The following is a 23174-nucleotide window of genomic DNA, read 5'->3' on the forward strand; positions in this document are numbered from 1 at the left end:
TTCCTTTTTGGAATTCTGAAAATCGCCTTGTATTTTTACCTCAGTTTCTGAGGTATGAGTAAATCTTACATCAAAGGATTTTTAAAGGATATTCTTTTGCATTTGATCGCCGAGAAAGGGGAGAGCTATGGCTATGAGCTTACGCGGATGGTGGAAGAGCGTACCCAAGGTGTCATCAAACTAAATGAAGGAGCTTTATATCCGGTTTTGCATAAACTGGAAGAGCAAGGGCTCTTGGTGTCTGTTTTTAAAACGGATGGGAGTCGGCCGCGGAAATACTATCGTTTGGCCGCCACCAAGGAGAGCAAGGAATTACTATCTGAAATGGAAAGCCAGGTACAGCTATATATCGGTGCCTTGGCCGCCATTTTTAAAAATGAGCAGGAATGGAAGAGCGCAGAGTAAGTCAGGAAGAGCTTATTGAGATTTACGATTTATGTAAGCGCAAGGATATCCATTATCTCGAATTGCGATTGGAGTTGGTGGATCATATAGCCTCGCGGGTAGAGGAGCTATGGCAAGAACAGCCCCAATTAAGTTTCAAAGAGGCTTTCCATAAGGTTTATAAATCCTTCGGCATATTCGGTTTGTCCAAGGTGGCAGACGAACATGAAAAGGTGGTGACCCGTCGATTTTGGTATACAGTGTGGAAAGAATTAAAGCACTGGTTCAAAATACCACAGGTGCTACTTACCCTTTTGGTTTTTGCGACGCTGTATCTTCTAATGCTAAACTGGCCTGTTTTAAGTCAGATTGTCTACGTGATCAACTATGTAGCCATCATTTCACTGGTCATTTATATTTTCTGGGAACGCCGTCAGATGTCGAAAAAATTAGGTGGCGATCAAAGCATGATCATGGGCAGCCTGTATCAATCGGGCTGGTTATTTTACCTGATCTATTTTACTCCTTTCAATAATTGGATTCTCTTTAATCAGGATGGTTTTTTCAATCTACTCCTTACAGATAGAGGCATACTAATCAATACACTCTTAAGCTTCTTTAGTGTTTTAACCATGGTCTGTAGTGCGAAGCTCTTGCGCATGGCTAAGAGTGAAACGGTATCGCTCTTAGAGCGCCAATCTCATTTTCAGAGAACTGCTCAAGCCTAAATATTTTAATTAATTTCCAGATCAATTCCAGGAATTTGAAATGCTGCAATTTCTTATGCATGCATAATTTTTATATCTTAGCGCAGCTTCAAAATAAAAGCGCTTGAAACCCGAAGAAACAGTTGATTTTCACATCAAACGTACCTGGCAAAGTATCGCCAAGATGTACAATGAAGTAGCCGCAGGATACGGAGCCACCATGGCCACCGGATATGTGCTACTCAACATAGATAAAGAATTAGGGACTCCCAGTACTGCCCTGGGCCCCAAAATGGGAATGGAGGCCACCAGCCTCTCTCGCATTTTAAAGAGCATGGAAGAAAAAGGACTGATTGAACGAAAGCCAAATCCGGCGGACGGGAGATCGGTCCTCGTTTTTTTAACCCCCTTTGGGATTGAGAAACGCCGTGATGCTAAGGCAGCCGTAATTGGATTTAACCAGCAGGTTTTTGATCGATTCAGTCCCTCCGAATTGGAGACCTTCTTTAAGGTAATCACCGGAATTGAAACCATGCTGCAGGAGAATAAACTCGCAACTCAAGAACTAAAGTAATTGTATGAAAAAGACTATTAAACACGCAACGGTAATCGGCTCCGGAATTATGGGAAGCCAGATTGCTTGTCATTTGGCCAATATTGGTGTGCGTGTGCTTTTGCTCGACATTGTTCCGCGCGAATTAAACGAAAGAGAAGAAAAAGCAGGCCTTAGTTTGGAAGACAAGGCCGTGCGCAATCGGATTGTAAATGAAAGCCTGACTAAGGCAGTGAAGATGAATCCGGCGCCCCTTTTTGATAAGGCTTATGCCTCTCGTATTGAAACCGGTAACCTCGATGATGATTTGGCCAAGATCGCCAAAACCGATTGGATCATCGAAGTAGTAGTGGAGCGCTTGGATATCAAGCAAAGCTTATTTGAAAAGGTAGAGCAGTACCGCAAGCCGGGAACCTTTATCTCTTCCAATACCAGTGGAATTCCAATTCACCTGATGACGGAAGGTCGCAGTGAGGATTTTCAGAAATTCTTCCTGGGTACTCACTTCTTTAATCCGCCCCGTTATTTGGAATTATTAGAGATTATTCCAACTCCAAAGACGGATCCGGAAGTAGTAGATTTCTTCATGCACTATGGCGATCGCTATCTAGGGAAAACCACCGTGCTTTGTAAGGATACTCCCGCTTTTATCGCCAACCGGGTAGGCATTTTCGCCATTATGGATCTCTTCCATAAGGTGGGAGAAATGGGCCTTAGCGTAGAAGATATCGATAAGCTCACCGGACCGTTGATTGGTCGTCCAAAATCAGCCACCTTCCGTACAGCGGATGTTGTAGGTTTAGATACCTTAATTCACGTGGCCAATGGCTTAGCTCAAGCGGTTCCTCATGATGAGAAGCAAGAGGTATTTAAACTTCCGGGCTTCTTGCAAAAAATGCAGGAAAACAATTGGTTAGGTTCTAAAACCGGTCAAGGTTTTTATAAGAAAGTAAAAGGTGAGGATGGTAAGTCGGAAATCTTATCTCTCGATTTAGATACCTTAGAATACATCTCTCAAAAGCGCAGTAAATTCGCTACCCTCGAGCTCACTAAAACCATCGATGATGTGCGTGAGCGCTGGAAGGTGCTGATTGGTGGCAAGGATAAGGCAGGCGAATTTTACCGTCGTTCTGTAGCCGGAGTTATGGCTTATGCAGCTAATCGTATTCCAGAAATTGCCGATGATCTATTCCGCATTGATCAAGGTATGCGGGCTGGTTTTGGCTGGAAACATGGTCCCTTTGAAATTTGGGATGCCATTGGTTTCGAGAAGGGAATTAAACTGATTGAAGCCGAAGGATTGAGCCTGGCTCCCTGGGTGAAAGAAATGCAAGCTGCCGGACATACTTCTTTCTATAGCGTGAAGGAAGGACAGGGCTACTATTACAATATTGGCGATAAGAGCTATCAGGCTTTACCTGGTGGAAAGAGCTTTATCGTATTGGATCATATCCGCCCCAGCAAAACAGTTTGGAAGAATAAGGAATGCGCCATTGAAGACCTTGGCGATGGAATCCTCAATATTGAGTTCCGCTCCAAAATGAATTCCTTGGGCAGCGGAGTTTTAGCCGGTATCAATAAAGGTATTGAACTTGCCGAGCAGGATTATCAAGGGGTGGTGATCTCCAACCAAGGGGATAATTTCTCTGTGGGTGCTAACCTGGCGATGATCTTTATGATGGCCATTGAGCAGGAATATGACGAACTAAACTTTGCGATTAAGTACTTCCAGGATACTATGATGCGGGTGCGCTATTCTTCCATCCCTGTGGTGGTGGCTCCTCATCAAATGACTTTGGGAGGCGGTTGTGAGATGTCGCTTCACGCGGATGCGGTACAAGCTGCAGCTGAAACCTATATCGGATTGGTTGAGTTTGGAGTAGGTGTAATCCCTGGCGGTGGTGGTACCAAAGAATTGACCCGCAGAGCAGGACTTCGCTACGTGAAAGATGATATTGAAACCAATGCCTATCGTGAGAATTTATTCAGAATCGGTCAGGCGCAGGTAGCTAAGTCGGCGAAAGAAGCCTTTGATATGGGCTTGTTTGTAGAGGGTCGGGATGGCATTTCTATGAACCGCCATCGTTTGATTGCCGATGCCAAGGAACGTGCTCTGGCTTTAGCGGAAACCGGCTATCAAATGCCTATCCGCGAACGCGATATTAAGGTATTAGGTCGCCAGGCCTTAGGAATGTTTACCGTAGGTGCCCACACCATGTTAGAAGGGGGCTATATCACCGAGCATGAAAAGAAAATGGTAGAGAAACTCGCTTACGTTATGAGTGGCGGAGACCTTTCGGAACCCACTTTCGTATCAGAGCAATATCTCCTCGACCTTGAGCGTGAAGCCTTCCTAAGCCTCTGCACCGAAAAGAAAACTCTGGAGCGCATCCAGCACATGTTGAAGACTGGGAAGCCGTTGAGAAACTAGATGTGAGATGTGAGATGTGAGATGTGAGATGTGAGATGTGAGATGTGAGAATTGAGAATTGAGAATTGAGATGTGAGAGATGCACAAGTACAAGGATTTGAAAATATGGCAAAGAGCGATGGGGATTTCCGAAAAGGTTTATGAACTAAGCCAAGGTTTTCCTGATGAAGAAAGATTTGGCCTGAAATCTCAGATTCGTCGTGCTGTAGTTTCTATTCCATCAAACATTGCTGAAGGGGCAGGAAGAAAAACAGATATGGATTTCAGTAGGTTTTTGGATATGGCAAATGGCTCTATCAATGAAGTTGAAACTCAATTGCTATTATCTCAGAGATTAAATTTTCTTGAGGAGTCGGAATCCTTTAATTGGATACTTTCAGAATTAGATGAATTGCAGAAAATGATATTCAGTTTCCAATCCAAATTAAAGACCCAGTGATTCTCATATCTCAATTCTCACATCTCAAATCTGCCTTAATAAAATATAGAACTAAAAACAATATTAGATGAACGCATACATAGTAGCCGCAAAACGTACTGCCGTAGGTAAAGCTCCTCGGGGTGTATTTCGATTTACGCGTCCGGATAATTTGGCGGGCACCTTAATTCGGGAAATCCTGAAGGATATGCCCCAATTGGATAAGGACCGCATTGACGATGTGATTGTGGGGAATGCCATGCCGGAGGCAGAACAAGGAATGAATATGGGGCGCCTAGTCTCTTTAATGGGATTGGATACAGTGAAGGTTCCCGGGGCTACCGTAAATCGTTGGTGTGCCAGTGGATTGGAGTCGATTGCCATTGCCTCTGCTAAGATTCACGCCGGTATTGCCGATTGCATTATCGCCGGTGGAGTAGAAAGCATGAGCTATGTTCCCATGGGGGGATATAAAGTGGTGCCTAGCTATGAGCTGGCCAAGCAACATGCCGACTATTACAATAATATGGGGCTTACTGCCGAAGCGGTAGCCCAACAGTATAAGGTGTCGCGCGAGGATCAAGATCAGTTTGGATACGAATCCCACATGAAGGCATTGAATGCCATCGCAGAAGGTCGCTTTAAAGACGATATTGTACCTATCGAAGTCGAGGAAATCTACTTGGATGAAAATGAAAAACGTCAGGTGCGCACCTATACAGTGGATACAGATGAAGGTCCTCGCAAGGGAACTAATGTAGAAGCCATGGCAAAATTGCGCCCGGTATTCGCGGCGCGTGGTTCTGTAACTGCTGGTAACTCTTCACAGATGAGTGATGGGGCGGCCTTTGTGGTAGTGATGAGCGAGAAGATGGTAAATGAATTAGGATTGAAGCCCATAGCTCGCTTATTAAACTATCAGGTGGTAGGCGTTGAGCCGCGAGTTATGGGTATTGGTCCGGTAGAGGCTATTCCTAAGGCCTTGAAGGCAGCAGGCATGAAGAAGGATGATATCGATTTGATCGAATTGAATGAAGCTTTTGCTTCCCAGTCCTTAGCGGTGATCCGCGAGTTGGACTTAGATCCATCCAAAGTAAATGTAAATGGTGGGGCCATTGCGATGGGGCACCCCTTAGGATGTACCGGTGCTAAATTATCGGTGCAGATCTTTAATGAATTGAAAAAACGTGATCAGAAATACGGCATGGTAACCATGTGCGTAGGAGAAGGTCAGGGTGCCGCGGGCATCTATGAACTTTTATAGAACCAAGAAGAATACGCTGATTTGTAGGAAACCCGGGCTTGAGATACCCGGGTTTTTTTGTGGATAATGAAAAATATTAAGGAAGGGCTGTCCCTTTTGAAGGCTCAGATCCGTATTAGCTAATACAAGAATCAAAATCTCTTACAATGAAGAAATTAGTATTAGCTCTATTAAGCGTTTTCAGCTTAAGCGTGGCTGCCCAATCTACCCTTACGGTTACCGTAACGGACAATGGTGTACCCGCACATGGCGTGAACGTATTTTACTATAGTTCGGATGCCAAGTTCTTTGCCAATGGCGGAGCAGCTGGACCAACTATGGAAAACTTTGATTACCCTCTCTTTACCAGTGGTAATGGTGTAGCCACCTTTAACCTTTGGAATGTGAGCGTAGGTGATACCGTGTTTTATGCAACCAAAGATTGCAATGGTAATGTGATCTGGGGTGGCAGTGTTTTAACTTCTGCTGGAGCCAATATTACCGGTACTTTAGCTTTAAGCTGTATGCCTGGTGATTGCGATGCGATTTTCAGAACGGATTCTTTCCCTGGTGGAATGATCCTAGTGGAAGCGTATCCTCTAATGGAATACAATCAAACCAGCTTACCTACTAATGGTCAAAGTATGTGGACCGTAAATGGAACTAGTTCTACTGGTTTCCCGGCTGCAAACTATGACAGTATTTCATTTTTCGGTGCTGTAAGTCCGTTTACCCTTACCTACTCTCGTGTAGATAGTGTATGTTCTCCAATCACTTATACCTATTCCGGAAACGGCGGTGGTGGTACTACCGTAACTTGTAATGCAGATTTTACTGCTGACACTGTTGGTGCAAGTCCTGCTGGTTATACTATGATCTATCGTGATGCATCTACTACCAATGGTGCTATTATTAGCTACGATTGGCAGTTTGGTGACGGAACTACTGCTTCTGGTCCAAACGCGATTGCTCCTACTCATACTTACAGCGTTACTGGTCCTTATGCCGTATGTTTAAGTATTACTTCGGTATTAGGAAACGATACCTGTACTTCTACTTTCTGCGATAGTGTGTATGTAGGCGGAAACACCGGTGGCGGTGGTACCCCAATTATGTGTAATGCATACTATGCAGTGGACAGCGTAAACTCTGGTTTATTCCAAAATCAATTGATTATCTGGGAAAGTTCTTACTCTAACGGAACCATTTTCAGCTACAGCTGGAACTTCGGTGACGGTACTGTAATCAACACTCAGTATCCTAGTCATACCTATGCCAACACTGGTGTATACAATGTGTGCTTAACCATTATGGCGGTAGACGCTCAAGGTGATTCATGCATGAGTACATTCTGCGACTCTATTGGATTCGACTCAAATGGTAACCTGGTATACAAAGGTCAAACTGGTGGATTTACCATCAATGTAATTGATCCTGCAACCGTTGGATTAGAAGAAAACTTACTTGATGAAAGTTTAGCTATGTATCCTAACCCTGCTAATGAGAAGGTGACCCTGAGCTGGGATCCTGCTTTGAAGGTGGAAAATGTATCGGTATTATCCTTAGCCGGTCAAGAAGTGCTTAGTGTTAGTCCTTCCGAAGCAGCTAGCTTAGAGATCAACGATCTTCCCCGCGGAGCTTACCTGGTGCGTGTTCATGCCGCAACCGCCAGCAAAACGCTTCGATTGATCGTACACTAAAATCATCAGCCCTTGGAAAGAAGGCGTCCCGGGATAACCGGGGCGCTTTTTCGCTAAAAAAAACTTTACGTTTGATTAATCTAAATCCCTGACTATGAAAAGTTTATTTCTCTATTTCTTTTGTTTGATAGGTTTGGCCTCCTTCGCTCAAACTAATCTTTCAATAACAGTCTCTCAAAATGGTACACCTGTCGAAGGTGTTTCGGTGTTTTTATTTACGGATAAGCAAGAAATATTTCCTTTGGTAATACCTAGAGCTGTTTTAGGTAAATATGATGCTGTTACTTATTCTGATGCGAATGGACAGGTAGTTTTTTCCTTTGGGAATATGTCTGTTGGCGATACTGTTTATTGGGCCTCCCACGATTGCCAGCGAGGTATGGTAACTGATTTTGGAGTGGTAGGATCAAGCTCATCAATGACAGGAGTCTTGGATTTACCTTGTTTGCCCCAAGATTGTGACACTCATATTAGGATTGACACATTGGTGTCAGGAACTGTTTTATTCCAATTTATCCCCTTTTTAGAATACAGTCAAACGGGATTAACCAGTGGATCGCAAAGTCAAATTACGGTGAATGGCATTAGTAGGACAGGTACTGTGCAGTCTAATTATGATTCTGCAAGCTTCAGTCCAGGTAGCTTATCAGCACCGATCAATGTACAATACACTAGAGCTCAGAATCAGTGCTCAATTATTGATAATGATCCTCAGGTTTACCTAACTACCTATTTTACCGCTGACCCTGTTGGTCCATCCGGTTCTGGATACACTATGGCTTTTAATGATTCATCTTTTAGTAATGGTGCATTCAGAAGGTATGAATGGGATTTTGGTGATGGAACCACCCTGAACGGTAGATACGACTCCGATCCACAACATACCTATGCTTCAACCGGAACCTATCGAGTGCGATTAGGAGTTACTAGTATAAGTGCATCTGGTTGGGGGGCAATGAAGGAATGGGTAACCAATGTTGTGGTAGGGCCTGGAGGCGGAAGTGTTAAGCGCGGCTTTCTGTGCGAAGTTCAGCAAATTTCGAGTGCTGGTATGCCTGGTACAAACATGTATGATATTTATGCTAGTCCTTTCACCACTGGAAATCTGTTTTTTGCAGAATGGGCCATTGAAGATGAAAACGGAGTGATTCACAATATCTCCGATAATAAGGGGGGTGGACACACTAGCTTCAGTTGGTCTCAAGATGGTGTTTATTCGGTATGTTACACGTTTAAATCCGCTTTTAGAGGCGATACCTGTCAGCTAACATACTGCGATAGTATCACGGTTTCAAGACAAGCGCAATGTCAAGCCTGGTACAGGGTAGATTCTTTGAATTCAATTGCAGCGCCAAATCAGATTGTAATTAGAGAACTCTCCCAATCCAATGGCGATATCTTGCAATATCGTTGGGATTTTGGTGATGGTACCATTAAAACCAACCAATTCCCCAGTCATACTTATAGCCAAAATGGTGTATATGAGGTATGCTTGGAGATTACAGCCGTCGATTCCTCTCGTATGGATACTTGCATAAGTACTTATTGCGATTCCATCGGTTTTGATGCCAGTGGAAATATGGTGTTTAAAGATCAGTTAGCGGGATTTACCATTAATGTGGTTGACCCCGCTTCTATTGGCCTGGATGAAAACCTGCTGGAGGAAAGTTTGAAGATGTATCCAAATCCGGCTACAGAGAAAGTAACTTTAAGCTGGGATCCTGCCCTGAAGGTGGAAAGGGTTTCGGTGTTCTCCTTAGGAGGTCTGGAATTGCTTAGCGTAAAACCTTATGAGGCATCCAATATGGAGATTAAGGATCTTCCTAAAGGCGCTTACTTAGTGCGAATTCAAGCGAAAGCGGCCAGTAAAACCCTTCGATTAATTGTGAATTAAAATATTAAAGCAGGAGTGAAAGCGCCTAAGAAAACGCTTTCAAAATGAATCTATAAGTAACTGTAAGATTTAGGATATCAACTAATTAGATTCAAATTAACCTCTTATGAAAAATTATCTGCTCTTATTAATTGCTTTGATGAGCTTTTCGCTCTCGGCTCAAAATTTTACTGTTACCGTAAATGAGAATGGTTCGGCAGCTGAAGGGGTGGCCGTGTTTTTTTTCGAAACCCCCGGGCAGTTTTATATTGATGGCTATAATCAACCTCCTCGCATTTACGACTTTTATGCCCATCGATTTACCGACGTAAATGGACAGGTTACTATATATACTCCATTTAGCGCAAATCCGGGTGATACGGTTTACTATGCAGCCAAAGATTGCAATGGAACTCTTTATTACGATTTCTTTATTCGTCAATCAGGTGGTACTACTAATCCGTCCAGTGGTAGTTTAAATATAAGCTGTAAACCAGGGGATTGCGACTTTGTGCTGGTATCTAATGTATATTCAAATAGCGTTTCAATCGGAACTTATTTCTTAAGACATTTCAGTAATACCAGTCTTACCTCAGATACTAATGAGGTTTGGACCGTAAATGGTCAAGCTTTCAGGCCGGCCGAATTTGGCAATGGGGGACATGATACTTTAACCGGAATTAGTACCAGTCAATTTAGCTTACCATTAACAATAAGTTACTCCAGGCAAGAAGGAGTTTGCAGTCCGGAAACAACGGTTGTGAATAATGGCACTGTTGTACCGGTGCAATGTAATGTATCCTTTAGTTCACAACTATTCGGCCCGGGAACTCAGGGATTTGGATTACAGTTGAGCAACCACTCTAGCACCAATGGCACCATTATTAATAGTCATTGGGATTTTGGCGATAGCAGTAGTGTAGATGTTAATCATTTAAATCCGATAAGTCATGTTTATGCTGATACTGGATATTATAAGGTTTGTTTAACCATTACCTCTGTATTAGGTTCGGATACTTGCGTTTCAACTGCCTGTCATTCTAATATTTATGTAGGCTTGATCCATCATTGTAATGCAGGTTTTTATCTAGATACAGTTGTGGATGGCAATCCTGGTTACAGTGCGACAATTGTTAATACCTCCAGTAGCAATGGTACAATCATTGGCATGAGATTCTTTGGAACGGGAAGCAACTTTTCTGCACCTAATTTGGTCCCAACTATTCAAAGTTGGTTTGCGTCTCAAGGAAATTACTACCGTTGTTTGGAGATAACTTCGGTAATGGGGACCGATACTTGCGTGTCGGTGTACTGTGATACTTTAGCTGTTTTTCGTGGAGGTGGCTCTGGCCCTTCTCCAATCAACTGTATGGCTAGCTTTACCTATGACACCTTGGGTGGACGTGCGATTGGCTATGATATCAGATTCAATAGTTCCTCCGCTACAAACGGGACAGTTATAAATTACCAGTGGGATTTTGGAGATGGTAATACACTACAAGGAGGCAATGTGTTGAACCCATTATATACCTATTCTTTTCCAGGAACTTATCAGGTATGTCTAACCATTACTTCTGTACTGGGTAATGATACCTGTGTTAATACCTATTGCGATAGTGCTGTTGTGGTGCCTAATTTTGGTAATTCCGGAGCCGTAAATTGCTATGCGAATTTTGTGGTAGATACCTTTAATTCAGGTAGATTCCAAAATCAATTAATAGTTTGGGAACAGTCTATTTCCAATGGGAATATTGTAAGCTATTCCTGGGACTTTGGTGATGGTACCGTAATTAATAGTCGATATCCATCCCATACTTACGCCAATAATGGTGTGTACTATGTTTGTCTTAGCATCATTGCTAGCAATCCCGCTGGCGACTCCTGCACTAGTGTATTCTGTGATTCTATCGGTTATGATAGCACGGGAGCACTCATATATAAAGGACAGGCTGGTTTTACGATCAATATTATCGATCCATCAACCATTGGTTTAGAGGAAGAAACCCTTTTAAATGAGGTGCAGATGTATCCTAACCCAGCAGCAGAAAAACTTATATTGAGCTGGAAGCCAGCTTTGAAAGTAGAAACCGTATCTCTGATTTCTTTAACAGGACAGGAAGTAATGCGGATTTTACCCGGAGAGAAACATGAATTAGAAATTAGGGATATCCCTAGCGGAGCTTATTTGGTTCGTTTAAATACTCAAAGGGCAACAAAAACCTTGCGACTAATTGTACAATAAGCAGACAGATTAAGGAATTTGGCAGGATGATAATTACATCATTCTGCCAAATCCTAAATACTTAATGAATAGGCCAGTACATAAAATAATAAAGCAGTGTCGAAAGAATGATCGGCAAGCGCAGTTTGATCTGTATCATCACTGCTTTGACTATTTATTGGCTATTTGTTTCCGCTATAAGAAGCAGAGAGAGGACGCAGTTTCCTTATTAAACGACGCCTTTCTGAAAATTTTATTGAACCTGGATTCCTACGATGAGAAGCAAGATTTCTTCCCTTGGATTTCCAGCATAACGGTGCGAACCGCTATTGATGAATACCGACGTGAAAAGCGGTATAAAGAGCAAACGGATTTGAAAGAAACCGATGCTGAATTGGAAGAACCCCATTTAAACCCCGGACTGTTTAAGGTGGTCGACGAAATGTCGGCCGAAGAAGTAAAGGAGTTGATATATCACCTGCCAGAACCGGAACGAATGGTCTTTGTCCTTTTCGAATGGGAAGGATATCAGCATAGGGAAATAGCTTCCAAACTCGAATGCTCTGAACGGAGCTCTAAGCGCTATTTAAATAAAGCGAAAGAGTTGCTTAAGAAAGAACTCAGCCATAAACAAGCATTAAAAAAAGTGATCTGATGGCCGATTGGGATAAATTAAAAAATAAAATTGGTGCAAATGCCGATGGTCCGACCCCTGCGGACTGGGAGGCTATGCAGGCTAAAATTGCAGCCCAGCCGGCTTTAGCTCCGGTTGCCTCAAAGAATTCTTGGTTTAGCTGGCTGGTTGCCGGATTAATTGGCTTAATGCTGGGCATGGGTTCCTTGTATTTCTGGCCTCGCTCTTCAGGGGAGAGTGGAGTTGGGAATAGTGAGTCTAGCCTTGAAGCTCCATTACCAGAGAATTCAAATCAAACTACTGTGGGAATACCTGATGCCGACCGAGATGTAGAAAGGCAGGAAGGACCAAGCATGGGATCGTCTGAATTAGAGATTGATCCAAACCTGAAGGAAGAAGGACAGGAGTCAGGTTATTCCGCAGTAGCTTTTACTAATGATTCGGAAGCGAATATCATAGAAGCCGATCAAGAGGAAGAGGCAGTGTCTACCCTCAATACGCAAGAGGGAAATGCTCTCAATACTACTTTTGAGGCTGATAGAAGCAGGGCTGCCGAAAGAACCTTTGAAAATAGGGGTCCCATAAATCAGCAGGCAGAAGAAATGGCCGAAGGCAGTGAACCAATTGCCACGGACTTTAATGATCAAGGAGAATTAAATTCTGGAGCAACAATTGGAAAACCAGAAAATAATTCTGCTGCTTCAGATCAAAACTCCGAATTGGATATGCCTAATCAAAGTGATTCTTCGCAGGAAGAAGAGACGACTGATGAGATAAAGGCTTCTACTGAAGCAGAGGCTGGAACTAATGAAGAACCCAAGCTTGCTCCTGAAGAAGAGGAAGATGAGTTTATTCGCAAGGAAAGCGGTTTTGAATTGAATCGCATAAGCCTATTCGCTGGATTACAAAATGATTTGAAATCCAATTCACTTTGGGCCTATGGTTCTGCAGCCGAACTACAATGGCAAAAGCGTCATCAATTCTTTAGTGTCGGTCTGGGTTATTATAGAGTAGAACAGCCGTATAAACTAAATCTGCCCTCTGAAGGAATGCGAATTGATAGTATTTGGCAAACAAATATTCAAGATCGTGAGGTGATTGAAGTGAGTCGCCAATGGGTAATTGATTCCTTTCAGGCAGGCCACTATGTCTATGACACTACACGTAGAATCGTTAGTGACACTACAATTAATTTAAGAGTAGATACAAACCAATACCGAACGAATATCGTAAACCAAAGAGTAAGGGCTTATTATTATGCCGAGCTTCCACTATTGTATGGTTACCAAATGGGTAAAGGCAATTGGCAGTTTCAACTGGCCGGAGGGCTGGCATTACAACAGGTTTTGGCCTATTCCGAAGATGAAAGCGGTAGTCAATCCCTATTTGGAATGAGCGCCTTATTACAACCTGGTGCGAGCTGGCGATTTAGTGATCGTTGGTCAGTTCTAGGACGCGTACAGCTTCGCTATCCCCTGCAACAAGATTTTGTGCTGTACGACAGGAATGAATTAAGGTATTCTTTCCAGTTGGGTGTATCCTACCGCTGGTAAGGATTTGTAGATTACACAAAGGATACTCTGCAATGGAGGTGCTTCTTGTAAAAGGGGCACCTTTATTTTTTTCAAAAAGCTCGATTATAAACTATGCATGCATAGTAAATTTTAGTATTTTTGGGCAAATCCAAAAAAATTCTCGCAATGGCAGATGTCGATACTAAGTCCTTTTTAAAGGGTGGCGAATTTCTAATTCGTGAGGTAAGCAGTGATGAAGTCTTTATTCCTGAAGAGTTTTCAGAAGAACAGAAGATGATGGCACAGGCCACTTCTGACTTTATTGATAAGGAAGTAGCTCCGGAGCGCGAGCGCTTTGAAAGCAAGGACTATAAGTTTACCGAAGACATCATGAAAAAGGCCGGCCAATTAGGTCTATTGGGAATTAGTGTTCCCGAAGAATATGGCGGCCTGGGAATGGATTTTAATACTTCCATGTTAGTTTGCGATCGTATTTCGGGTATATCAGGTTCCTTGTCCACTGCCTACGGTGCGCATACCGGAATCGGTACCCTGCCGATTCTACTTTATGGAACGGAGGAGCAAAAGCAGAAGTATCTGCCAGGACTAGCTACCGGCGAATTAATGGGGGCCTATTGCCTTACAGAGCCTGGTGCCGGATCGGATGCTAATAGCGGTAAAACCAAAGCCGAATTAAGTGCTGATGGTAAGAGCTATAAAATCAACGGACAGAAAATTTGGATTTCAAACGCAGGGTTTGCGAATGTCTTCACGGTATTTGCCCGCATCGAAGACGACAAATATTTAACCGCCTTTATTGTAGAGAAGGGTAATCCCGGAATGACCTTCGGGGAAGAAGAGAATAAACTGGGTATTCGTGCTAGCTCCACCCGCCAGGTATTCTTTAATGACTGTGAAGTAGCCGTAGAAGATATGTTGGGAGAGCGCAATGGTGGATTTAAAATCGCCATGAACGCTCTTAATTATGGCCGTATCAAATTATCAGTTGCTTGTTTGGATGCCGCCCGTCGGGTTACTACTCACGCGGTATCCTATGCAAACGAGCGCAAGCAATTCGGAACTTCAATATCCACTTTTGGCGCTATCCAGCAGAAGCTGGCCGATATGGCCACTCGTACTTGGGTTTCAGAATCGGCGACCTACCGTGCCGGTCAGGATGTAGAAAATAATATTGCTCGCTTAATGGAGGCCGGAATGGATCAAGGCGAAGCGAAATTGAAAGGTGTAGAGGAGTTTGCTATTGAATGTGCCATATTAAAAGTATTGGGATCTGAGGCGGGAAGTTTTGTTTCGGATGAAGGCCTGCAGATCTATGGTGGTATGGGCTATAGTGCCGATGCCCCATTAGAAGCCGCCTATCGCGATATGCGCATTGCTCGTATCTACGAAGGTACCAATGAGATCAATCGCCTGCATTCGGTAGCGATGTTGCTTAAAAAGGCCTTAAAAGGAGAACTCGACTTAATGAGTCCTGCCATGGCTGTTGCTAATGAACTAATGGAGATTCCCTCTTTCGATACACCTGATGAGGATATCCTTTTTGCAGAAGAGAAAGAGAGCATTGCTAAATTGAAAAAATCCATTTTAATGGTGGCCGGTAAAGCCGTAGAGACCTTCGGGATGGATCTGGAAGCAGAGCAGGAGATTATTATGAATGCAGCCGATATGATTATCGAAGTATATGCTGCGGAGTCTGCTTTGTTGAGAGCAGAGAAATTAGCGAAACAAAAAGGCGAGGAAGCGGTAAAAGTGGAAATCTCCATGGCACGTTTATACTTGCATTGGGCCCAGGAAGCTGTGGCCAATAAAGGACGTGAAGCTATTTACAGCTTTATTGAAGGAGATGAGCAACGTATGATGTTGATCGGTTTAAAGCGCTTTACTAAGCCAGCTAACCCAGTAAATGTTAAAGCATTACGTCGCGAAATCGCCGCTAAGCTTATCGATTCGAATAGGTACCCTTTCTAGTATACTTTTTCATAAACAATGGGTATCTAAGCCTCTGCTTCGCGCGGAGGCTTTTTTTTGTCCATTATTAAATGTCGGTTCAACACTTAATTGCTAAATTGATATATCTTTGCTAAATAGGTATATCGAAAATGGAAAAGAGAGTTTGTCCAAATTGTGGCGGAGAAGAGTCCACTAAAAGTGGGGTCGTAAAAGGTCGACAACGCTACCGCTGTAAGAACTGCAAATACCATTTTACCGTTTCTCGATTAGGTAAAAAGATCGATGACTATTACGTTACCAAGGCCTTACAACTTTATTTAGAGGGTCTTTCCTACCGAGAGATTGAGCGCATTTTAGGCGTTTCTCATGTGAGTGTAATTAATTGGGTTCGGCAACATAAAGTGAAACGTCCCATGAATTCGAATTACCATCCTACCTACCGAATTTTAACCCATGATGAACTGCTTAAGTTTTACCAGAATGCTGATAATTTGAAAGGAGCAGGGATGGTAGTAACAGAATTGGGTGATAAATATATGCTCATACGCTGGGAGCGTTTCAGAGACTGATACTTAGCGAATCGGAATACTAATCCTTAGCGAAAAACTATACCATTTTTCATTCTGAGAGAGATTTGTAGAACCTTGGCAATACCAAAGCGCGATGCTATGGTACCCATAACCAAACTCTTAGACGATGAAAAAAACAATACTCTTAGTGCTGCTCCTGATTGGCTCAGGCTCGCTAATGGCACAAGGTTTCGCCGATTATAATGGCGGACTGAAGGTTAAGCTAAACGAAGATGGCTCTAAGTATTTCCGACTCTTAACCTGGCATCAGGTGTGGTTACGCTACAATCAAAACAATGAAGGGAGTTTGCGCGCAGGCGCTCCTCAAGATGCGACCACCGATGTGGGTTTGCGTCGTTCTCGCTTTCTGATGTTTAGTCAACTTAATAAGCGTTTCTTAATTGTTACCCATTTCGGAATCAATAACCAAAATGCAGTAAGCGGAGGTTATCTTGGGGTTGATGGTAAGAAGCCTCAGCTTTATATGCACGATGCCTGGGTAGACTATACCGTAATCCCCAAATATTTAAACCTGGGTGGTGGCTTGCATTATTGGAATGGCTTAAGCCGGATGACCAATGCCTCTACCTTAAACTTAATGGCTTATGATGCCCCAATCTTAAACTGGGCTACCATTGAGGCTACCGATCAATTTGCTCGTAAACTGGGCATCTTCGCTAAAGGTAAAATTGGCAAATTGGCCTATCAAGTAGCGGTGAACGATCCTTTTGAAACTAATACCGGAGGAGCTATCGCGGTAGAACGCGCCAATTACAATCCTCAGAATAGTGCTAAAGTATATGAGGGTTATTTCCAATATGAGTTCTTCGATGCCGAAGGAAACCTTTTACCCTATCGCGTAGGTACTTATTTAGGTACCAAGAAGGTATTCAATATCGGAGCGGGATTCATGAGTAATCCTGATGCTATGTGGTATACCAATACTGCGGGCGATACTGTAACCAGCGGAATGAATCTCTTTTCTGTAGATGCCTTCCTGGATTTACCCTTGAAAAATGGCGGTGCCTTAACTGCTTATGCGGCTGGTTACTTTAATGATTTCGGTCCTAACAATGTGCGTAGCATTGGTATCCTAAACCCTGCGGATGGATCTACCATTAGCGCAGGTTTACGTGGAAACTCTTTCCCCACCTTAGGAACCGGAACCAGCATCTATACTCAGGTAGGCTATATGCTGCCTAAAAAACGCGATGATCTGATCTGGCAACCCTATGTAGCTCTGATCTACAACGATTTTGAAGGTGTGCAAGATTCCAATGGCGATAAGGTGCCGGTAAGTGTTTTCGACTTAGGTCTGAACATGTACATGGCCGGTCACCATTCCAAATTGACCCTCAATTATCGCAGTCGTCCGGATTTTACCAATCCTGATGATGTGACCCGTAAATCGGAGATCACCCTGCAAGCAATGATTTATCTATAAGGAGCAAAGATTCTGGAGTGATCTAATGGGAAAGCAGGCCGATCTATCACCTGCTTCCCATTTAACTCCAATCGGCTCTGCCAAAAAATTCTAATACCTATTTAGCATGAAAGATCACACCGAAGCGCATAAATACTGGCGCGAAAACCTCAAGCTCCTAGCTATACTATTAAGCATTTGGTTCCTGGTGTCCTATGGGGCCGGAATCATCTTCGTCGATTTCCTTAATCAGTTCCACATTGGCGGATTCCCGCTGGGATTCTGGTTTGCACAACAGGGATCCATTGTCACTTTCGTGATTTTGATCTTCGTCTACGTTCGGAAAATGAATAAGCTCGATGCCAAATACGGCTATACCGAGGAATAATCTAAAAGCTTAAGGAAATGGATATTCAAATTATGACCTACATCATCGTAGGGATCACTTTTGCCTTGTATATCGGTATTGCGATTTGGAGTCGCGCCGGTTCTACCAAAGAATTTTATGTTGCCGGTGGTGGAGTTTCACCTCTGGCTAACGGTTTGGCCACCGCGGCCGACTGGATGAGTGCGGCCTCCTTTATTTCCATGGCCGGTATTATCTCAACCCAGGGCTATGATGGCTCGGTTTACCTGATGGGATGGACCGGAGGATATGTGCTTCTGGCCTTACTGCTGGCACCCTATCTCCGGAAATTTGGAAAGTTTACCGTGCCCGATTTTATTGGCGACCGTTATTACAGTAATACTGCTCGTACCGTAGCTATCGTCGCAGCGCTCTTCGTGTCCTTTACCTATGTAGCCGGACAGATGCGTGGAGTAGGGGTGGTGTTCTCACGCTTCCTCGAAGTAGACGTAACTACCGGTGTAATCATCGGAATGGTAATCGTACTGATCTACGCTGTACTCGGTGGTATGAAAGGGATTACCTATACTCAGGTGGCTCAGTACTGTGTATTGATTTTCGCCTTTATGGTGCCTGCCTTCTTTATCTCTTGGATGTTGACCGATAACTTCATTCCTCAAATTGGAATGGGGGGTAAACTCGCGGATGATACTTATCTGCTGGATAAGCTCAATCAGCTCAACCAAGAACTGGGATTTGCCTCCTATACCGATGGCTCTAAGAGCAAGGTAGATGTATTCTTCATCACCGCAGCCCTTATGCTGGGAACGGCAGGATTACCCCACGTAATTGTACGTTTCTTTACTGTGCCTAAGGTGCGTGATGCCCGTAAATCGGCTGGATATGCCTTATTATTCATTGCCATCCTTTACACTACTGCTCCTGCAATTTCAGTATTTGCGCGTACCAATTTGATTCAAACCGTTGAAGGTAAATCCTATTCAGAATTACCACAGTGGGTTTCCAACTGGGAACAAACTCACTTATTGGCCTGGACCGATAAAAACGGAGATGGAAAAGTTCAATACCGTCCTGGTGCCGCAGTTACAGGCAAGGCTCCTGAGTTTTCCAATGAAGTAGGTGAGCAAGGAAACTTGATTGTAAGCAATCCCGATAACAGCAATGATAATGAGTTATTCGTGGATCGTGATATCATCGTATTGGCCAATCCGGAAATCGCCAACCTTCCCGTATGGGTAATTGCCTTAGTGGCGGCCGGTGGTTTAGCTGCGGCTCTTTCTACTGCTGCTGGTTTATTATTGGTAATTTCTACTTCTATTTCTCACGATTTATTGAAGAAGCAATGGATGCCCGATATCTCTGAGCGCGGTGAATTACTTTCTGCTCGTTTCTCCGCCTTCATCGCAGTTTGTGTGGCTGGATATTTCGGAATCAATCCTCCCGATTATGTAGCGGCAGTGGTGGCGCTGGCCTTTGGATTGGCAGCGGCTTCCTTCTTCCCGGCTATCATTCTGGGAATCTTTATGAAGAAGATGAACAAAGAAGGGGCTGTGGCTGGAATGATCGCCGGCTTAGGCTTAATGATATTTTATATTCTTAAATTTAAGTTCGGAGTATTCGACGGCGGCATGTCGGCAACCGCAGGCTTGAAAGAAAGCTGGTGGTTCGGTATTAGTCCTGAAGGATTTGGAACTATTGCCATGTTGTTTAACCTGGCGGTGAGTTTAATCGTGATGCGATTTACCCCTGAAACCCCAGAAGATGTTCAGGAGTTGGTGGAAGATATTCGTATCCCATCCGGAGCAGGAGATGCTCATGCACACTAATTAAAAAAGCTGACCAAACCTAAGCTTAAGAAGATTGCCCGGCCGTACCCCTCTTTTATTGGCCGGGCGATCCTTCTTTATGATAATTGTCAGCCGCACAGTTTTTGGAATTTGCAATATTTGAAAGATGGAGAAGCTGTTAACTAAAAATGCCCTGATTGTAGTCCTGAGCCTTACTGTAATTTCTCCGCTCTTTTGGTCCTTCTTCGAAGGATCACTTTCGTTTATCATTTACCTCTTTAGCCTTTTTGTAATCTGGGTTTTCTTCTTGTATCGAACTGCTAAAAAGATTGAGAACCCCTAATGACACTCTTACTCATTGTCATAGCAACCGCTTACCTGGGCTTCATCTTTGGTGCCGCCTGGTATTTTGAAAAGCGACTCAGTAATGTAGGCTTCCGCCGATGGATGCCCTATATCTATGCTTTGGCATTGGCAGTATATTGTACCGCCTGGACCTTTTACGGTAGCATTGGGCGGGCCGCCGAATCGGGCTTCGATTTCCTCTTAATCTATATCGGGCCTACCCTGGTAATGTTCCTGTGGTATCCCATCGCTCGTAAACTCTATTACCTTAAAGTGAATCAAGGGATTGGCTCCCTGGCCGATTTACTTTCATCGCGTTATGGCAAAGATGCCGCCATAGGCAAATTGGTAGCCGCTCTGTCGCTTATCGGAGTCTTGCCCTATATTTCATTGCAGATCAAGGCCATCAGCGAAAGCTTTACCACCCTGAGTGGAAGTGCCTCTCCTATAAATACAGGCTTTAGCCTTAGTGATCCGGCCCTCTATGTAAGCCTGATCATGTTTGCTTTTACCATTTTCTTCGGAACTCGTTATGTTCAAAATAACCGACCCAAAGCCGGGCTTATTGGTACCATCGCTTTTGAAAGTCTTTTTAAGCTTTTAGCCTTTTTAATAGTAGGTCTGATAGGCCTGAACAGCTTTTTAAGGGACGATCGTTTCTATTCCGCGCTCGATCGATTTAGCCATCAATCCTTCGAGCTACCCACTGCCGATTGGGCTTCTATTTTGTTGATTTCCGGCCTCTCGTTTATGCTGCTTCCACGCCAGTTTCAAATGGGGGTGGTAGAAAACACCAGCGAAAAAAATATTCCAAAGGCCCTGTGGTTAGTGCCTTTGTACATGCTTATCCTCAACTTATTGGTCCTGCCTTTTGCCTTGATGGGCCCTGAATTAGCACCGGGTACTAAAGCCGATTTTTACCTCTTGAGTCTCAGCCTCCAGAGTGGTGGACCGGCCACTGCTGCTCTGGCCTTTTTAGGGGGACTTTCCGCAGCTACATCCATGATCATTGTTTCTACACTGGCCCTGGGTAATATGTTTAGCACCCATGTACTGGTACCTCAAATTGTTTGGGATAAAGACAAACCCTTGGATCGGCGTATTATCGGCTTAAGGCGATGGGCCATTTTCGGGATCCTCATTTTAGCCTATTTCTACTATCACTATATCGCGGTTAAAGAATCGCTGGTAAGCATTGGCATGGTGTCTTTTGTGGCCATTAGTCAATTTGCACCAGCCTTTTTTGGAGCCTTATTTTGGAAACAAGCGCATCGTAAAGCGGCATTCGCCGGAATCGCCACCGGCTTTGCTATTTGGTTCTATTTCTTGGTATTGCCCGAAATATTGAATCTGGTGAGTGGTGACCCTCAGCTTTTAGGCTGGGCCTCTCCACAGCTCATTGCCAATTCTATGGGGGTGAGTGTGCTTAGTGCGGCCACCATCTTTAGCTTATTGGTGAATACCAGCATTTTTATTGCCTGGAGCTTGAATTTGGAAGCCACGCAGGAAGAAGAAAATCAAGCCACCTTATTTGTGAAGGCCAGTAGCCTCTTAAGTGGAAATGAGGCTCCGGAAATTTATCGAGGCTCAGCACCCTTTCCGGATATTAAAAGTCTGCTCAACAATTTCTTGGGAAATGAACGTACCGAAAAAGTTCTCGACCGTTATGCCCGCCTCAATAATATTGATTGGAGTGTATCGCCCACTGCCGATAGCCGGGTGATCAGTTATGCCGAGCGCCTGCTTTCCGAGGCTATTGGTCCGGCCAGCGCGAAGATTATGATCTCCTCGGTAGTGCAGCGGGAAGAATTAAGTCGTTCGGAGGTTTTAGGAATCTTAGAAGAAAGTCAGAAAGTACTACGATTAAACCGCGAATTGAGCACCCGAAGTGAGGAACTGCGTAAGGCCACCGAGGATTTACGACAAGCCAATTATAAGCTCCAGGAATTAACCGAATTGAAGGATGAGTTCTTGTATACAGTAACTCATGAGCTGCGCACACCTTTAACGGCCATTCGCACCCAGGCAGAATTGGTGCACGATGATCCGGAAATGCCCGAAGAAGATCGCCAGCGCTTTATTGGCAATATGGTGCAAGACTGTGAGCGCCTAACCCGCTTAATTAGCAATGTGCTGGATTTGGAAAAATTTGAAAGCGGCAGTCAGAAACTTTCTCTGAACCGCTTGGATCTGGGCCAGTTAATAGAGGATACAGTAATGCAGTTTCAGGCTTTGGCAGCCAAAAAAGGACATAGCCTGCGCTGTGAAATTTCGGCGCCCCTTACCGCTACTTATGCAGATGAAGATCGGATCGCCCAGGTATTACACAATTTAATTGGCAATGCATTAAAATATGCTCGCCATGATAATGGAGCGGTATGGGTAACAGCCTACCGTTTGGATCAAGACTTAAAGGTGAACATCCATGACAATGGCAATGGAATACCCATAAGTGACCGGGAACTGGTATTTGATAAATTTTATCAGGTACGAAATCAAACCCGTCGAAAGCCCAGTGGCAGTGGATTGGGCTTAGCAATTAGCAAGAATATTATACAGATGCATAAGGGGAAAATATGGATAGAAGATAACCCTGGAGGAGGAGCAAAGATTAGCTTTACCCTGCCATTGTATCTGCAAGAGGCGCAAATGAAGAATTCGAAACCCCACATTGATGCGTAGCAAAATTTTAATAGTTGATGATGAGATCAATATCCTGATGTCGCTGGAATACCTTTTTAAACGCAAAGGCTATGAGGTGTACATCGCCCGAAATGGCAACGAAGCCAAAAATTTGGCCGATCGTTATGAGCCGGATTTGGTGCTCCTGGATATTATGATGCCGGATGTAGATGGATATGAAGTATGCGACTATCTGAAATCAAAATCTACTCCACCCAAAGTGGTCTTCCTTTCCGCTAAAAGCAAGAAAGACGATGTGCAAAAAGGCTATGGACATGGCGCCGATCTCTATCTTCTAAAACCCTTCTCAAACAAAAATTTATTACAACATATAGAAGAACTAATCTAAAAC

General features: G+C 43.8%; 19 protein-coding genes. All 19 read left to right on the forward strand.

Annotated elements, in window-relative coordinates; genetic code table 11:
• Positions 1-54 precede the first annotated feature (54 nt).
• The 19 genes from H4K34_RS12790 (at position 55) to H4K34_RS12880 (ending at position 23171) form a co-directional block, all read left to right on the forward strand.
• Positions 55-405 (forward strand): PadR family transcriptional regulator, encoded by a 351-nt coding sequence (locus tag H4K34_RS12790; protein WP_210757777.1) that lies wholly within the window; start codon positions 55-57, stop codon positions 403-405.
• On the forward strand, positions 387-1112 hold the full coding sequence (locus H4K34_RS12795) for a hypothetical protein (protein WP_210757778.1): 726 nt from the start codon (positions 387-389) through the stop codon (positions 1110-1112). The genes H4K34_RS12790 and H4K34_RS12795 overlap by 19 nt, the downstream gene beginning before the upstream one ends.
• A gap of 103 nt (positions 1113-1215) precedes the next feature.
• Positions 1216-1665, forward strand: a complete 450-nt coding sequence (locus tag H4K34_RS12800) for a MarR family winged helix-turn-helix transcriptional regulator (RefSeq protein WP_246452118.1) — start codon at positions 1216-1218, stop codon at positions 1663-1665.
• A 4-nt stretch (positions 1666-1669) separates the two neighbouring features.
• On the forward strand, positions 1670-4075 hold the full coding sequence (locus H4K34_RS12805; RefSeq protein WP_210757779.1) for a 3-hydroxyacyl-CoA dehydrogenase/enoyl-CoA hydratase family protein: 2406 nt from the start codon (positions 1670-1672) through the stop codon (positions 4073-4075).
• A gap of 97 nt (positions 4076-4172) precedes the next feature.
• Positions 4173-4514, forward strand: a complete 342-nt coding sequence (locus H4K34_RS12810; RefSeq protein WP_322107629.1) for a four helix bundle protein — start codon at positions 4173-4175, stop codon at positions 4512-4514.
• 67 nt (positions 4515-4581) lie between these two features.
• Complete coding sequence (locus H4K34_RS12815; protein WP_210757781.1) at positions 4582-5757, forward strand: acetyl-CoA C-acyltransferase; 1176 nt, start codon at positions 4582-4584, stop codon at positions 5755-5757.
• Between the two features lie 146 nt (positions 5758-5903).
• Positions 5904-7436, forward strand: a complete 1533-nt coding sequence (locus H4K34_RS12820) for a PKD domain-containing protein (RefSeq protein ID WP_210757782.1) — start codon at positions 5904-5906, stop codon at positions 7434-7436.
• Positions 7437-7530: 94 nt separating this feature from the next.
• A complete protein-coding gene (locus tag H4K34_RS12825) occupies positions 7531-9330 on the forward strand; it encodes a PKD domain-containing protein (protein ID WP_210757783.1) in 1800 nt (599 codons plus the stop codon).
• 106 nt (positions 9331-9436) lie between these two features.
• Positions 9437-11551 (forward strand): PKD domain-containing protein, encoded by a 2115-nt coding sequence (locus tag H4K34_RS12830; RefSeq protein ID WP_210757784.1) that lies wholly within the window; start codon positions 9437-9439, stop codon positions 11549-11551.
• Positions 11552-11615: 64 nt separating this feature from the next.
• Positions 11616-12185: an RNA polymerase sigma factor gene (locus H4K34_RS12835; protein ID WP_210757785.1), complete on the forward strand. Its 570-nt coding sequence runs from the start codon at positions 11616-11618 to the stop codon at positions 12183-12185.
• On the forward strand, positions 12185-13717 hold the full coding sequence (locus tag H4K34_RS12840; RefSeq protein WP_210757786.1) for an ICP22 family protein: 1533 nt from the start codon (positions 12185-12187) through the stop codon (positions 13715-13717). Before H4K34_RS12835 ends, H4K34_RS12840 begins: the two co-directional genes overlap by 1 nt.
• Positions 13718-13864: 147 nt before the next feature.
• Positions 13865-15667 (forward strand): acyl-CoA dehydrogenase family protein, encoded by a 1803-nt coding sequence (locus tag H4K34_RS12845; RefSeq protein WP_210757787.1) that lies wholly within the window; start codon positions 13865-13867, stop codon positions 15665-15667.
• Positions 15668-15798: 131 nt separating this feature from the next.
• Positions 15799-16218 (forward strand): IS1/IS1595 family N-terminal zinc-binding domain-containing protein, encoded by a 420-nt coding sequence (locus tag H4K34_RS12850; protein ID WP_210757788.1) that lies wholly within the window; start codon positions 15799-15801, stop codon positions 16216-16218.
• A 127-nt stretch (positions 16219-16345) separates the two neighbouring features.
• Positions 16346-17662: a hypothetical protein gene (locus H4K34_RS12855; RefSeq protein WP_246452120.1), complete on the forward strand. Its 1317-nt coding sequence runs from the start codon at positions 16346-16348 to the stop codon at positions 17660-17662.
• A 106-nt stretch (positions 17663-17768) separates the two neighbouring features.
• The gene (locus tag H4K34_RS12860; protein ID WP_210757789.1) at positions 17769-18029 is read left to right on the forward strand and encodes a DUF4212 domain-containing protein; all 261 of its coding nucleotides are present in this window, start codon (positions 17769-17771) and stop codon (positions 18027-18029) included.
• Between the two features lie 17 nt (positions 18030-18046).
• The gene (locus tag H4K34_RS12865) at positions 18047-19834 is read left to right on the forward strand and encodes a sodium:solute symporter family protein (protein WP_210757790.1); all 1788 of its coding nucleotides are present in this window, start codon (positions 18047-18049) and stop codon (positions 19832-19834) included.
• A gap of 127 nt (positions 19835-19961) precedes the next feature.
• Complete coding sequence (locus H4K34_RS12870; protein WP_210757791.1) at positions 19962-20138, forward strand: hypothetical protein; 177 nt, start codon at positions 19962-19964, stop codon at positions 20136-20138.
• Positions 20138-22822 carry a sodium:solute symporter family transporter gene (locus H4K34_RS12875; protein WP_210757792.1) on the forward strand — a complete coding sequence of 895 codons (2685 nt, stop codon included), beginning with the start codon at positions 20138-20140 and terminating at the stop codon, positions 22820-22822. Before H4K34_RS12870 ends, H4K34_RS12875 begins: the two co-directional genes overlap by 1 nt.
• Entirely contained in the window at positions 22815-23171 is a 357-nt protein-coding gene (locus H4K34_RS12880; protein WP_210757793.1) for a response regulator transcription factor, read from the forward strand. Before H4K34_RS12875 ends, H4K34_RS12880 begins: the two co-directional genes overlap by 8 nt.
• Positions 23172-23174: the final 3 nt, after the last annotated feature.

The sequence above is a fragment of the Croceimicrobium hydrocarbonivorans genome (assembly GCF_014524565.1).
In the GTDB taxonomy this organism is placed as follows: domain Bacteria; phylum Bacteroidota; class Bacteroidia; order Flavobacteriales; family Schleiferiaceae; genus Croceimicrobium; species Croceimicrobium hydrocarbonivorans.